This is a genomic window from Candidatus Uabimicrobium helgolandensis (assembly GCF_041508025.1).
Lineage (GTDB): Bacteria > Planctomycetota > Uabimicrobiia > Uabimicrobiales > Uabimicrobiaceae > Uabimicrobium > Uabimicrobium helgolandensis.
The window spans coordinates 8697137-8711012 of the sequence record NZ_CP165719.1; the positions used below are offsets into that span (position 1 = coordinate 8697137).

Annotated in this window: 12 protein-coding genes; 9 read left to right on the forward strand and 3 right to left on the reverse strand. The window is 34.9% G+C overall.

Annotated features, from left to right (window positions below):
- Positions 1–134: 134 nt before the first annotated feature.
- Both UABHE_RS32130 and UABHE_RS32135 read left to right on the forward strand, forming a co-directional pair.
- Entirely contained in the window at positions 135–1622 is a 1488-nt protein-coding gene (locus UABHE_RS32130) for a VWA domain-containing protein (RefSeq protein ID WP_372367542.1), read from the forward strand.
- A gap of 107 nt (positions 1623–1729) precedes the next feature.
- The gene (locus UABHE_RS32135) at positions 1730–2764 is read left to right on the forward strand and encodes a hypothetical protein (RefSeq protein WP_372367543.1); all 1035 of its coding nucleotides are present in this window, start codon (positions 1730–1732) and stop codon (positions 2762–2764) included.
- Positions 2765–2817: 53 nt separating this feature from the next.
- Here UABHE_RS32135 and UABHE_RS32140 read toward each other — a convergent pair whose 3' ends face one another.
- Genes UABHE_RS32140 through UABHE_RS32150 form a run of 3 tightly spaced genes read right to left on the reverse strand, consistent with a single transcriptional unit; the run spans position 2818 to position 6502 of the window.
- Positions 2818–3579: a CsgG/HfaB family protein gene (locus tag UABHE_RS32140; protein WP_372367545.1), complete on the reverse strand. Its 762-nt coding sequence runs from the start codon at positions 3577–3579 to the stop codon at positions 2818–2820.
- 57 nt (positions 3580–3636) lie between these two features.
- Entirely contained in the window at positions 3637–4356 is a 720-nt protein-coding gene (locus tag UABHE_RS32145; protein WP_372367546.1) for a CsgG/HfaB family protein, read from the reverse strand.
- 10 nt (positions 4357–4366) lie between these two features.
- Entirely contained in the window at positions 4367–6502 is a 2136-nt protein-coding gene (locus UABHE_RS32150) for a protein kinase (RefSeq protein ID WP_372367548.1), read from the reverse strand.
- 163 nt (positions 6503–6665) lie between these two features.
- Here UABHE_RS32150 and UABHE_RS32155 point away from each other — a divergent pair, with 163 nt between their 5' ends.
- From UABHE_RS32155 to UABHE_RS32185, 7 genes are all read left to right on the forward strand, one after another.
- On the forward strand, positions 6666–7802 hold the full coding sequence (locus tag UABHE_RS32155) for a hypothetical protein (RefSeq protein WP_372367549.1): 1137 nt from the start codon (positions 6666–6668) through the stop codon (positions 7800–7802).
- On the forward strand, positions 7799–8596 hold the full coding sequence (locus UABHE_RS32160; RefSeq protein ID WP_372367551.1) for an SDR family NAD(P)-dependent oxidoreductase: 798 nt from the start codon (positions 7799–7801) through the stop codon (positions 8594–8596). The genes UABHE_RS32155 and UABHE_RS32160 overlap by 4 nt, the downstream gene beginning before the upstream one ends.
- 8 nt (positions 8597–8604) lie before the next feature.
- Positions 8605–9603 (forward strand): alkaline phosphatase D family protein, encoded by a 999-nt coding sequence (locus UABHE_RS32165; RefSeq protein WP_372367552.1) that lies wholly within the window; start codon positions 8605–8607, stop codon positions 9601–9603.
- A complete protein-coding gene (locus UABHE_RS32170; protein WP_372367553.1) occupies positions 9593–10000 on the forward strand; it encodes a hypothetical protein in 408 nt (135 codons plus the stop codon). Before UABHE_RS32165 ends, UABHE_RS32170 begins: the two co-directional genes overlap by 11 nt.
- Positions 10001–10263: 263 nt before the next feature.
- On the forward strand, positions 10264–11853 hold the full coding sequence (locus tag UABHE_RS32175; RefSeq protein WP_372367554.1) for a hypothetical protein: 1590 nt from the start codon (positions 10264–10266) through the stop codon (positions 11851–11853).
- 68 nt (positions 11854–11921) lie between these two features.
- Complete coding sequence (locus UABHE_RS32180) at positions 11922–12389, forward strand: DUF3592 domain-containing protein (protein WP_372367555.1); 468 nt, start codon at positions 11922–11924, stop codon at positions 12387–12389.
- 747 nt (positions 12390–13136) lie between these two features.
- Positions 13137–13733, forward strand: coding sequence for a macro domain-containing protein (locus tag UABHE_RS32185; protein ID WP_372367556.1), 597 nt, complete (start codon positions 13137–13139; stop codon positions 13731–13733).
- Positions 13734–13876 lie beyond the last annotated feature (143 nt).

Here is a 13876-nt window from a genome sequence, read left to right on the forward strand (position 1 = left end):
GTTATATTTCTGTTTTGATTGCATAATGATTACATAAATGTTATCATAAAATGACATAGCGAAGACTTGTGGGTTACATAAGATTGTTATAATTTAATTTTTTACATCCATTTTTTATACTAAGGAGTTATCTAATGTATTGTAAATTTCTTATATTATTAACTTTTTTATTGGTTTTATCTTGCACTACGCAGAAAACAAATTCGTTTCAATCAGAAGTAATAATTAATACAAATGATGAACAAATTGTACGGGATCATATTTTGGTTGAATCTTCGCAAAATGTGGAGACTGTAAAATATTCAGATGAGGTTAAAATTGAGACATTGTTGGTTCAACCTGTATTAAAAGCGGGAGAAAAGCAAACAGCTTATATTAAGGTTGGATTAACTGGTTTTCAAATGAAGCAAGAGAAACGCATTGCTGCTAACGTTGCGATTGTTCTTGATAAATCTGGTTCAATGGATGGTGAAAAAATAGAAAAGGCGCGTAAGGCGGCTATCATTGCTTTGGAGTGTTTAAACAAAAATGACATCGTTTCTATTGTTGCATATGATGATGGTGCTCAAGTTATTGTCCCTGCAACAAAAGCCAGAGAAAAAGAAAATATCATTCGCCAAATAAATCGTATATATGCTGATGGAGGCACAGCTTTGTATGCTGGTGTAGAAAAAGGAGCGGTAGAGGTAAGAAAGTTTTTTAGCAAAAATAAAGTTAATCGCGTTATTTTATTGTCTGACGGACAGGCGAATGTTGGCCCACGAACTCCTTATGATCTAAGTGCTTTGGGAGAACGACTTGTGGAAGAAGGTATTTCGGTTACCACTATTGGATTAGGATTGGATTACAACGAGGATCTTATGGTTAAACTTGCGCGCAGTAGTAATGGAAACCGTTATTTTGCGCGCGCTGCAAATCAACTTAACATTATTTTTGAAAGAGAATTTAGCGATGTACTTTCTGTTGTCGCCCAAGAAGTTGTGATTAATATTCATTGTGCAGATGGTATTCGTCCTATTCGCAGTCTCAATCGTGACCCCAGTATTGATGGACAAAATATAACTTTATATTTAAACCAAATATATAGCGAACAGGAAAAGTATCTTATTTTTGAGGTAGAAATTCCACCAACACCAGTCAATGATACGCGGAAAATCGCTCAAGTCGATATTTCTTATGCGAATATGAAAACATCGGTCACAGATAGACAATCACATTTTTTAACAGCACGCTTTTCTAAATCCGACGAAGAAATAAAAAAAGCAACACACAAGGAAGCGATGAGTGACGCATTATTACAAATAGCGGTGAAGCAAAATCGTTTAGCTGTAGAATTACGCGATAAAGGTGAAGTTTCTAAGGCTAAAGAAATTTTACAAAAAAATGCGCAACAACTTTTTGAGTATGCTGATGAATATGACTCTTCTTTATTTGGAGGTTATGCCGACTCTAGCAGCGCTTTTGCTGAAAGCATAGATGACGACGGTTTATGGGAAGGAGATCGTAAAGAAATGTTAGACCAAAGTGAATCTTTAGAAGACAATCAAAGTAGCGATCTTTTTGGTAATTCTGATCTTGCAGAAGATGACCAAGGCGATGATCTTTTTGGTGATGATAAATAAATAAGTTATCTTGATTTGGGTTATTTAAGCAAGTCGCAAAAAGTTTGGTTAATTTTAATTTTCAGTATTATTTTGTTAGAGTTAAAATGTGTTTTAAGGAAATTGATATGAAGCATATATTGTTATTAATTTGTTTATTGTCCACTGTGTATACAGATATTTGCAATGCTGTTTATGTAAGAAATAATGGTCTAAATAATGAGTACACTAGCAAAGATAAAATCGATAGATTACCAGGATATATAAATATTTCTGCGCAGGAAGTTTCTTTATTTGCCGATTTTAATAATGCTGGTAGTGGAAAAATAGATTTATATGTTATCAACGATACTAATAAAAGTCAGTCTTTTAGTTGTGCATGGAGAGATCTTACGATTAAACTTGAATTTCAAACAAAAGATGGTAGTTGGGTACGCGCACAAGAACATTTGTATCATTTTTGTGGAAATGCTTATAGTCGTTACATTTTACCACCACAACATTATTTTAAAATTGATGGATACTTCCCTAGTTCTGGTCAAAAAAAGACTATTCGCTATCGCAGATACCAGCACAATGGTGTTGTCTCTCATACTGGCATTGGCTATGTAAAATCTAAAGATATTAAAAATTCTTTTTTGGACCGAATGGCTCTTTATCATAGTACCCACCACTACCCTATACGGGTTTTACTCGGAGAAATTCCTTTTTTAAGAAATAGCAAAGCGCGAATAGCTGCGATAAATATATTATCACAACGTCGCTTTAAACGTGAAAATGTTATCCCTGTTTTGGAAAGAGTCATAAACGACATAGACGCGGAAGTTCGTAAACATGCTCAAAAAGAAATTGTAAAAGCAAAAATTTACTTTGGTAGTTTTGAATTTGTTACTAAAGTTGCCACGGGTGAAATCACTTTTCCAAACATATATAATCATAAAAAATGGGTAGACGTAAAGAAAATAGCGTTATCTACTCTTGTAGAAAAAGAGGTGTTTTATAATGAAGATATTCTCCCTACTCTTCGCAAATTGTTCAATAGCAAAGATCAAAGAATTATAGATATGTTAAACGAAATGTTAGAAGATATTCTCAATAATTATGATAACGAGGATCTAGATCTTTTTTGCGAAGAATTAGAAGAAAAAGGAATATATCGCTGAAACTAGTGTAAGGAAAAGCTTATTGTTTATGATTAAACGACCGTATAGGTCGCTTAATCATGAATATTCGCCTCTAAACTGTAGTCAATATCGGGTAGCATCTTTTTTATAGCGCGATCTAAAGCCATGCGCAATAATTTTCCTTGGTTTTCATTGTCTACGTCAACATAGCCGTCTGGGCGTGTAGAAATGCCTGCAATAACTAAACCTAGACTGCTTGCTGTTTCTGTTCGTTTGACATCAGAAGAATCAGCAAACAATACCTCCCCTGTCGAAGTGTCTACTATGCGGACATCTACTCCGATATGAAAATCTAATTGTATTTTCAGGTAGTCAAAGTCGATATTGGGAATAGGAATAGGGCTAAAATAATTTGCAACGGATGTTGCTAAAGTGCTTAAAAATCCACCCTGTAAAGAAATATCTGTGTGTTTAATCTCAAAATTAGTGATGGACCCAAAGCATAATAAATCAACACCTTTTATTTTCCCTTTTTCGACAAGTTCTTTTGGTGTTACTACCCCATGGAGTCCTTGTTCAGCAAGCAGATCTTGCAATCTTTCGCGTTCAATGATACGAAATCTTCTAGTTTTGAATAGCAGAGTTGTCATTTGATCGGCGCCAGCTTGCCCACCGTCTCTGCCTGTTTTATCTTTGAAGTCTATAACAGCCAAATTTTTTCTAGATATGTTGCGATGAGGAGGAGGATATTTTCCTATTCCATCTAGTTCACTGTTTTGCAATTTAGACTCTGTGGATGAGCATCCAATTAAAATGCAAAAGGCAAAGCACATTATTGCGTAGTGATATTTCATGGCATAAACCTTTAGTGTTTGTTTTTGTTTTTTCTTGAGTTAATGGCCAATATGATATTAATCATAATAGCGGTTAATGTAATCAATATCCCTAAGCATTTTCTTTACTACTTTATCAAGAGCTAAACGTAGTAGTTTCCCTTGGTTGTTATTACTAATCTTAATAGAACCATCACCTCTTGCAGATATTCCTACTAGTTCTAATCCCATTGCACTAGCTGTTTCTGTGCGTTTTACATCCGTACTTTCTGCAAATATAACTTCTCCTGTTGTTGAATCGACAATGCGTACGTCGATGCCTATATCAAAGTCTAGTTTTTGTTTTTTGAAGTCAATATCTAGAACACTGATAGGTAAACGATTTAATATTCCACCGCGATTGCGTGTTCTTGTTGTTTTCACTTCAAAGTTTGTAATAGAACCTAAGCATAGTAACTCTGCGCCAATTACTTTTCTCTTTTGTGCCATTGTACTAGGATCGACAATGCCTTCTAAGCTTTGCTCTTCTACTATATCTTCTAAGCGTGCGCGTTCGATAATACGAAAACGTCTTGTTTTAAGAAGAAGAGTTGTCATTTGATCAATTGCGGCTTCTTCGCGGTTTCCCCCTGTTTTGTCTTTAAATTCGCGGACAGCAAGTGATTTGCGGTGGATATTTGCAGGTGGGGGGGAATAAGAACCAACTCCTTCAATTTCATCAGATTTCCATTCTGAGCTTGTGGAAACGCAGCTCATTAAAACTACACTACATGCTAAAATCAAAAAATACTTCATCATTTATTTACTCCTACTTAAATTGTTGTATTCGTTGTCTTGCTTTTATTGCCATATCAGAGTTTGGCATAAGTTTTATTACGTAATTCAAATCGTTAGATGCTGCGCGATTATTTTTTATATTTGCATAAGTATTTCCGCGCATAAAATAAGCAGCAACGAATTGCGGATTAAGCTGAATTGCATGGTTAAGGTGTTTTAATATATGTTGGAAATCGGCGGTTAAAAGAGGTTTTTTTGTATAGAGAATCTGACTTGCATAAAAATGATTTAGAGCTGTTGGCGATATTTTAATGGCTTCGTGTACACAATCAATAGCACGCTTATGCTCTTGAAGAAACATTAAGCTTCTACCCATATTTACAAGGCCAGGAACATTTCCTGGGGATAGTTGAAGGACTTTTACAAAATCTGCGATAGCTTGTTTATACTGTTGCGCTTGCATAAAAGCAACTCCTCGTTCTTGTAATGTTTGCGCATGATTGGGGTTTGAGCGTACTAAAATATTAAAATCATTTATGGCTTGTGGGTATTGTCGAGAAGCCAAATAAACTTTGGCACGAGTGTAGTAAATATTTGCTAAATTTGGATTTGTTTGAAGAGCAGCGTTGCAGCACTTGATCGCTTGTGGAAAATCTTTCTTTTCAATATAACATTGGGCCATATAGTGGTATATTGACGCTTTATTGTTCGTATAGTTAAGACAAACTTTTAAATCTTCTAAACAAAGATCAAATTCTTTCATTGAAAAATATATATACCCTCTTTGTTGGTACGCAGCTGCATTTTTTTTATCTTTACTTAATACTTTATCACAATATTCAATACCAGCGATAAAGTCTTTTTTTCCTTGGTGCAAAGAAGCTAAAACAAGTAGATTTTGTAAATCATTACCGTTTAAAATCTCTATATTTTTCGCAATACCTATTGCTCCCACTATATCTTGTATTTGCATTTTAGCCTGTAGAGTATTTTTAAGTTTCTGGATTTTTTGCTGGCTAGATTGGTTTGAGAAATTAGTATTTTGTTTCGAAATATCAAAATCTTCTGGTGGTTGTTCTACTGTTTTTGTTTCTTTATTTTCATTAACTATCGGCTTGTCAATAACTGGCTTTGAGTCAGAGATTTTAAGTAAATTGTAAGATATTAAAATTGTTGTTGAGATTAACATACCAGCTATTGCTGTAAAAACATAAGTTTTCAAGTTTTCTGGTTGCGAATTTTCTCGCCTTTTACTTGTTTTACCATTTGTTGGTACAGTTCCGTCTTTAAGAAATTGCCCAAGTTCTCGGCCAAATTCTCGTGCACTGCTATGGCGATTTTTGGGTTCCCGTTTTAAGGCCTTCAAGCAAATATAATCGAGTTCTTTGGGTACATTTGGATTTTTAGTACTTGGTGGCATAACTTTTTGATTTGCGACATTGTACAATACCTCAAAATCAGTTTCTCCTGTAAAAGGAGGTGAGCCGCAAATTACCTCGTACAACACTGCCCCTAAAGAATAAATATCAGTTGCGGGAGAATTTTTATCTCCTAACCCTGCTTGCTCAGGGGCGATATAATGAGGTGTTCCTAATAGTTCTCCCTCAAGAGTTAATTGTGTTACTTTATTTAAATTTTTTGCTATACCAAAATCCATAAGTAGTGGCTTTAAGTTGCGGCGAATGAGAATATTTTCTGGTTTGATGTCGCGATGAATTATATTGTTTTTGTGCGTGTATTCTAAAAGAGAGGCCACTTGTTTGATAATTTCAATACTTTTGCGAAAGGATATACCATATGCTTTGATTGCTTTGTTTAGTGGTAATCCATCAATAAACTCCATGACAATATAGGAATAGTTTTCTAGTTGCTTCACGTCATAAATTTTTATGATATTAGGATGATTTAATTTTGCTGTTGTGCGAGCTTCTTCTAAAAATCGTTGTACATCCTGAATCGATGTATTATTTCCATATACAAATACTTTAATAGCAATAATTGTTTGGCTATGCACATGTTGCGCTTTGTAAACAGTTCCCATACCTCCCTTGCCAATTGTGTCGAGAACTTTATAACGACCAATGTATCTCTCGGTTGTTTTGTGCTTAGGTACAATCATTTTTTTTGTTGGTTTATTTGCCTGATCCACATTATCATAAGGGTTCATTTAATTTTGTCTCTCCACCTACAAATAGTGTTTCTTTTTTTAGGGTGTGCCTTTTCAATATTCCCCATAATCCAGTGCCGAATTCGGGAAAAAATGAGTAACGACACACTCTAATTATACATCAAAATAATTTAAAATGAAAACAAAATAGCAAATAGGAGACATGATGAATTTAAACAAGGAAGAAATGTTAAATCTTTTTCAAGCTGTTTTTCCGAAATTAGAACAAGATAAGCGAATTGCTTTACTTGTCGACCTACCTAGTTGCACGGAAGAAGACAATGAACCCTGGGCACTTCGTAGAAAAATTGCTTATCAATGGTACGAGCAGTTAGAGCAAATAAAAGAGCAGTTACAGCTGGAAGTTGATTTTATTTTGTATGAAAATGTAAAATCAAATAACGCTGATTTACCAAAACGGATGTATATTTGGAATCAAGACCCACTAAGTACTTTTGATCTAGAAACTCTTACTAGAAGTATTTCGTTAGATGATTTATTTACTCAGTACCAAATTTTTATGGTTTTATCTGACTTCTCAGCGACAGCACCAATGAAGATAGCAGCTAATAAATATAACTTTCGTGCTGCTACAATGTCAGGATTTTCAGAAAAAATGCTTGGCGCTCTTCGTATTGATTATGAACTAATTAATAAGCGTTTACAAATATTAAAAGATAAATTAGATGCGGCAAAAAAGATATGTATTGATTTTTGTGTACAGCAAAAAAAATTCCATGTTGAGTTTGATTTAACAATAACGAAGTCACATGTAAGTGGCGGAAGATTTCCTAACGCAGGAATGGTGGGAAACTTGCCTAGCGGAGAGACATACATTGTTCCGAATGAGGCGCCTGAAAGTCTAAGCGAAGGGGTTTTACCTGTACAATTTTCTGATGAAATTGTACTATACGAAATAAAAAACAATAAAATTGTCAATGTTCTAAGCGACGGATCTTTTTCGCAAAAAGAACGTCAACATCTCAAAGAAGAGCCTGCTTATGGCAATATAGCAGAACTAGGATTTGGTATTCTTGGCGATTTTGGAATTGCTCCGATTGGCGAAGTACTTTTGGATGAAAAATTAGGGTTCCATATTGCTTTTGGACGTAGCGATCATTTTGGAGGTCTTGTTGGACCGCAACATTTCTCATCACCCGAAAAAGTAGTTCACATTGATTATGTTTATATTAAAGAAACGCAACCCTTAGTCGCAATAAATAAAATGGAATTATTTTTCGCAGATAGCTCGCAAATTATTATGCACAATAATAAGTATAGTTTATGGGAGGAACAATGAGCCGTTTGAAGAAATATTGGCAAGGTAAAAATATTGTTATTACCGGAGCATCTTCTGGACTAGGAAAAAGTTTATGCGAAGCACTTGTTCCTTATGGGGTTCACTTTGCTCTTTTAAGTCGTCGCGAAAGCAAGTTACAAGAACTCGCAGATCAATTCAAAGACAGTGATTGCAAGTTTTGGATTCGCGCGTGCGATGTATCAAATCAACAACAAATACAACAATGTATTTACGATTTTGCCGGACATGTTGGAAAAATTGATGTGGTTTGGATTAACAGTGGAGTTAGCCATGATTCTTCGATGGACAACTGGAACTGGGAAAAAGTAGAAACGATGATTGACACTAATTTGAAAGGTGCAATTTATACTGCCAAAGCGGCTTTGGATGTCATGGGAGAACAGGGTTGCGGAGCGATTGTTGGAATTGGTTCTGCCTCTTCAATGCGTGGTTTACCACGTCGTAGTATTTATAGTGTAACAAAAATCGGCGTTGAATACTTTCTAGAAGGAATGGCCGTTGATTTTCCACAACTACAGTTTACTACTATACATCCAGGTTATGTAGATACACCAATTAACAATAAAAGCCCAAATCGTTTATGGCTTATTCACTGTGATAAAGCTGCACAGCTTATGATTAAAGCCGTAGCTAAACGCAAGCACGTGTATATTTATCCATGGCAAATGCGTTTGTTTTACAAGTTTGTTAGACATTTACCCCATTTTTTGTATTATAAATTAGCTGAAAGAATGAAAAACTACAGTCGTCCACCAAAAGAACAACAAAACTAGGATAAAACATGAGATATTTACTGTTATTATTTGCGTTCATTATCGGCTGCAATGCCAATGATAGTACTTTCACAACAAACTCTTTTGTTATAACTTTCGGGTCGTGTAACAAACAATACAAAAAACAACCACTGTGGAACGTTATTTTACAAAACGACCCTAATTTATGGATCTGGTTAGGAGATGTTATTTATGCAGACACAGAAGATATGTCAATTATGCATCAGAAATATCAACAACAGTTGGCACGAACAAGCTACCAAAAATTTCGCAATAAAGTACCTGTCATTGGCACTTGGGATGATCATGACTACGGAGTAAACAATGGTGGTAAAGGTTACTCTTCAAAAAAAGGTAGCCAGAGGTTATTTCTTGATTTTTTGGCGGAACCGCAAAACAGTAAACGACGTATGCAAAAAGGAATATACTGGTCTCACAATTACCAAACTCCGAAAAAGCGAAAAGTGAAAGTTATTCTTTTAGACACGCGATACCACTGCGAATTGCCTGGAAAAAATGCCGATATTTTAGGGAAAGTTCAGTGGAAGTGGCTAGAACAAGAAATAAAAACAAGCGAAGCTGATATACATATTATATGTTCTAGTATTCAAGTTTTGTCGCGTAAACATCGTTATGAAAAATGGGCCAATTTTCCTCAAGCGCGTCAGCGATTACTAAGGTTGTTAGATACTTGTAAAACTGTAATTTTACTTAGTGGTGATCGTCATTTCTCCGAGATTTCAAAAATGAAACGTCGTGATTTATTTCCTATCTATGAAGTAACTTCCAGTGGTATGACCCATAGTGCTTCTATACCGGTTATGATTTTACGTAAAGAAAATGAAGAGTATCGTGTAAGTGATTGTTTTAATAAAAAGAACTTTGGAATGATAACTGTAAATGAAAATTCGCAAAAAATACAATTAGAGATCCGCGATGAAAAAAATCGAGCTGTTTTGGAGAAAAATATCTCTTTTTCATCAATAGGGGTATCAGATGACAAATAGTTTTTTTCGCTTTATTTTTTTTATATACATATTGATATTATTCACCATTTTTTTGAATGGTTGGAGTGAACATGAATACCGTAACTATCTAATAAAGAGTGGCGATACTTCTCAAGCAGTTATTACCCAAAAAAATCACATAGATAATACCTATGTTTTAGAATACCTGTACCACGATAATGTTACTGAGCAAGGTTACGTTGATTTTAAAATAGTCTCTGCAGACTTTTGGAACACATTTGAAGTAAAAGATCGTTTAGTGGTTATCTATGATCAGAATCACCCTACTAAAAATGTATTTAGAGAAACACTTATAACTACGAGTAAGTGGCCTATAGTTAAATCCTTATTTTTAGTATGTGTCTTGATCATACCGATCTTATTTTTTATTCGTTAAGTGGCTTGGTAAAAGTAATTGAATACTGACTCATAGTTGGGTGAAATAAATAATAATTCTTTTCTCGCTCAAATAATTTTGTAATAGGCTCTAAGTATTTTTCATAAATGTTTGCATCTTAAAAATGATGTTCATGAGTTACAATCTTTGTGACCATTTTTGAAGGTAGGTTTTATAAGCTGATTGTAGCCGACACACCTAAAAAGAATGCCAATCTGATGATTGCACTCTATCATAACGCACCTAAAACAAAGGGGTATAAAATGAAATATGTTGTATTACTATTATGTATATTTACTTTTATTTTTAGCGAAGATGCCTTAAAAGTAAACATTCAGGAAGGTGTATTCTTCCAAGATCAAGACGATGATGAAAAAGAAAAACGCGAAGTTCGCGATGAAAATAAAAACGAAGACAACGTAGACGATGCAGACACAGATGACGACGATACAGATGACGACGATACAGATGACGACGATACAGATGACGACGATACAGATGACGACGATACAGATGACGACGATACAGATGACGACGATACAGATGATGCAGATACAGATGATGCAGATACAGACGATGTAGATGCAGATGATGACGATGCGGATATGGGTGACGATGATGACGACGCGGATATGGATGATGATGACGATGAGGTGGGTAGTGGAGCGAAGATCAATGAAAATTCGCCTCTTAAAATCGAAGTAGTAAAAATTGACGGAGCTGTTACAGTAGGTCAGCAAATTATCTATACGGTTACAATTACTAATATTGCAGATTATGAAGTTAATAATGTTAAACTTGTTTTGAATACTAGTTTTGGAATTGACCCAGTGGAAGTGTTTACTTCAGCAACATCTTTAATAGAAGATGGAGAAGAAGAGGGAATTCTATTTGAGCCTCTTGTTTCTTTGAAGTCTTTTCAAGCAATTGAATATCAAGTGTCCTGTGATGTTTTCAATTTTTATCGTGGTGAAGATAACAATTATCCGATATCTGCTATTGTGCTTTACGAACAGCAAGGTACATTGTACAAAAAAGTTACTCACGGTAAGCATTTTGAAGTCGTAGCGGCACCATACCTAGAAACAAATATAGACTCAGAAGAAGGTTTTGTAGACACAGGCCAAGAGTTAAATTATGAGATAGAAATTGTTAATATCGGTCCTCTTGATGCTGAAAAAGTGGTGGTTCTTATTACTTATGACGCACAACAATTACAAATAGAAGACATTGCTGCTCCAACTGATGTGACTCTCCACTCAGCTGGTCGTATCAAGTTTGTAGAATTTCCACTTCTAAAGGCAGAAGATCTTGATTCTGATGAGCAGCAAGCCATTCTTATTAAGATAAAAGGAAAAGCAATGATGTCTGGCTATGCTTCGGGATTACATGTTATTTCCAAAGTAAGCAAAAAACAACCAGTAAAAGCGCCAGAACTACAGGCTAAAAAAGAAGAGCTTAGCACTGTTAAAACATTGAAGTTACGAAAAGCAACTTTCAAAGAGCGAAAAAATAATAATCGCCGTTGGGATATTGGTTGGAAAAAAGGTGTATTGCCTGATTCTTTTGTTGTAATTTCTATAGAAGAAAATGGTACGTGGGTAAAGAAATTTACTAGCCAAGTAATGAAAAATAACTTGCGCCCTATTTGGGAAATTGACACAACTATACAGTTGCGTCCAGAGATGAAGTTGCAAATTGAAGTATATGATAAAGATTTGAAAAAGCATGACACTATTGGAACGCACACTTTGACTATTGATGATAAAATATTTAGCCAACAAGAACTAGAGTTTAGCTTTGCTGGGGTTGAAAAAATATACTTTTCTTTACAAACTGAGAAAGAAAAATAAACGATTTGAATAATCTCTTGGATCAATAAAGAGGCTACTGTAGCCTCTCGTTTTAGATGGAGCAAAAATTGAAAGGTTATAAAAAAATTATAAATCTTATTGGTATAGTTTTCTTTATTCTCATTGGGCTTTTTGGATTTGTTTACAGCACTTACCAGATTTATATGGGAGTTTCTAGTCATAGTTGGCCAGCAACAAAAGGATTGATTGTTTCTTCAGAAGTTATAAAAACAAGTTCTAAAAGAAGAACATCCTATGAACCAGAAATCAAATATACCTACAAAGTTCATGATAAAGAATATACTGGCGATATTTATATATTTGGTTACAACTCAGCAAGACTTGATGAAGCAGAGAAAGTAGTCGCTAAATACCCAGAAAATAAAGAGGTCCGTGTTTATTATAAAAAAACTCAACCTAGTATAGCGGTACTTAAAACAGGAGTACCTAAAACCATTTTTGCGCTGTTTGCGATAATGTTAATAATTATTTCTATAGGTAGTTATAAACTTCGCAAATATATTAAAGGCATGTAGCGCAGAGCACTGAAAGATAAGTACTTAATTTTTTGATATTTTTCTATGATTCTGAAAGGTTTTTCTTTTGGTAAGTATAACAATCGGTCGTGTCATCATTCAAAATATTGTGTGTTTTTTCGAGCCCGAGCCCGTTTGCGAGCTCGTTTCCGAAACTTTTACTAACAATTTATCAAAGAAGCAAAGTTTCTTTTTCCATCGCAAAAAACTAGTATTGAACCAATAAATCACTTTCTGTCGCTCTCAAAAAGTTTTCGGGCGCGGGCTCGCAAACGGGCTCGGGCTCAATACTACTGGCGTATCATTAAATGAATCCGTTATATTTTTATCTGTATTGAATGATGACACGCCCTAGAACACTGAATAGTTTTGTTTAAGTATCAGAGTAGCGAAAGACATCAAGTGCTTATAAATACTACATTTTTAAAATTTTGAACTCTATTTAGAATTCATAGGCTCAGATATTTTAAAAAGTGTTAATTTCTGGGCAACTCAGGAGTGGCACAGCGTGTCAGTTGTCTTCAAACCCGGATAAAACTATTCGGTGTTCTAGTAGAAGTATTTATAAATACTGAGTTTTTGTGGTTAAAGTAAGTAGCCCGAAACGGGATCAGAAAAGAGATCTAAAATTTTAATTGTCGACACGCCTTAGTTAGTTTTTTTTGATACTCATCTATGATTTTGTTAGAATAAATATATTCCTTGGAAAGCATTATATGCTTTCCAAGACAAATCATGGGAGAAATTATGGAACAATGTAAAATTATTCTCAAAGCGATTAATTCTGATCTAATTGTGGCTTGGGAAAATTTTTTTAGCGAATTTAAAGATGTAAAAATTTCTTACGGGAATATTCTTGCCGATACTGCTGATGCTATTGTTAGTCCAGCAAATAGTTTTGGTTATATGGATGGAGGTTTAGATTTACAGTACAGTCAACACTTTGGCTGGGATTTAGAAAAAAAATTACGCCTCGTTTTAGAAGATCAATATGATGGGGAACTTGCTGTTGGGCAAGCTGTTGTGATCAATACCGATCGCGACGATATTCCGTATCTTATCAGCGCTCCGACAATGCGTGTACCAATGGATGTATCGCAAACCGTCAATGCCTACCTAGCATTTCGTGCTATCCTAATAGCTATTCGTCACTTTAACAACAATCATACACAAAAAATAACTAATGTGCTCTGTCCTGGGCTTGGAACAGGAGAAGGGCGTATGCCAGCAGAACGAGCTGCACGACAAATGTATGCCGCATACAACAATATTGTTCTAGGAGAAAAAGAAATCAAAGGTGGACTTGCTTGGGCGGTAGAAGGTCATATGTATCTTTTGAAATAAGAAACGATGACGAAGGATTTGTTGGTTTAGTGTATTTTCCAATTACATGGGAACATTCTTTACAAGTGTCCGCGAAAAGGAGAGTCAAAACGTTTATTGTTTATTACATTGATTATGCGGATATGTCACAAGGGTGTTCTATA

Bases quoted from the DNA above. Each gene is read 5' to 3' on its own strand.
- UABHE_RS32130 (WP_372367542.1), top strand. From the start codon at position 135: ATGTATTGTAAATTTCTTATATTATTAACTTTTTTATTGGTTTTATCT.
- UABHE_RS32135 (WP_372367543.1), top strand. From the start codon at position 1,730: ATGAAGCATATATTGTTATTAATTTGTTTATTGTCCACTGTGTATACA.
- UABHE_RS32140 (WP_372367545.1), bottom strand. From the start codon at position 3,579: ATGAAATATCACTACGCAATAATGTGCTTTGCCTTTTGCATTTTAATT.
- UABHE_RS32145 (WP_372367546.1), bottom strand. From the start codon at position 4,356: ATGATGAAGTATTTTTTGATTTTAGCATGTAGTGTAGTTTTAATGAGC.
- UABHE_RS32150 (WP_372367548.1), bottom strand. From the start codon at position 6,502: ATGAACCCTTATGATAATGTGGATCAGGCAAATAAACCAACAAAAAAA.
- UABHE_RS32155 (WP_372367549.1), top strand. From the start codon at position 6,666: ATGATGAATTTAAACAAGGAAGAAATGTTAAATCTTTTTCAAGCTGTT.
- UABHE_RS32160 (WP_372367551.1), top strand. From the start codon at position 7,799: ATGAGCCGTTTGAAGAAATATTGGCAAGGTAAAAATATTGTTATTACC.
- UABHE_RS32165 (WP_372367552.1), top strand. From the start codon at position 8,605: ATGAGATATTTACTGTTATTATTTGCGTTCATTATCGGCTGCAATGCC.
- UABHE_RS32170 (WP_372367553.1), top strand. From the start codon at position 9,593: ATGACAAATAGTTTTTTTCGCTTTATTTTTTTTATATACATATTGATA.
- UABHE_RS32175 (WP_372367554.1), top strand. From the start codon at position 10,264: ATGAAATATGTTGTATTACTATTATGTATATTTACTTTTATTTTTAGC.
- UABHE_RS32185 (WP_372367556.1), top strand. From the start codon at position 13,137: ATGGAACAATGTAAAATTATTCTCAAAGCGATTAATTCTGATCTAATT.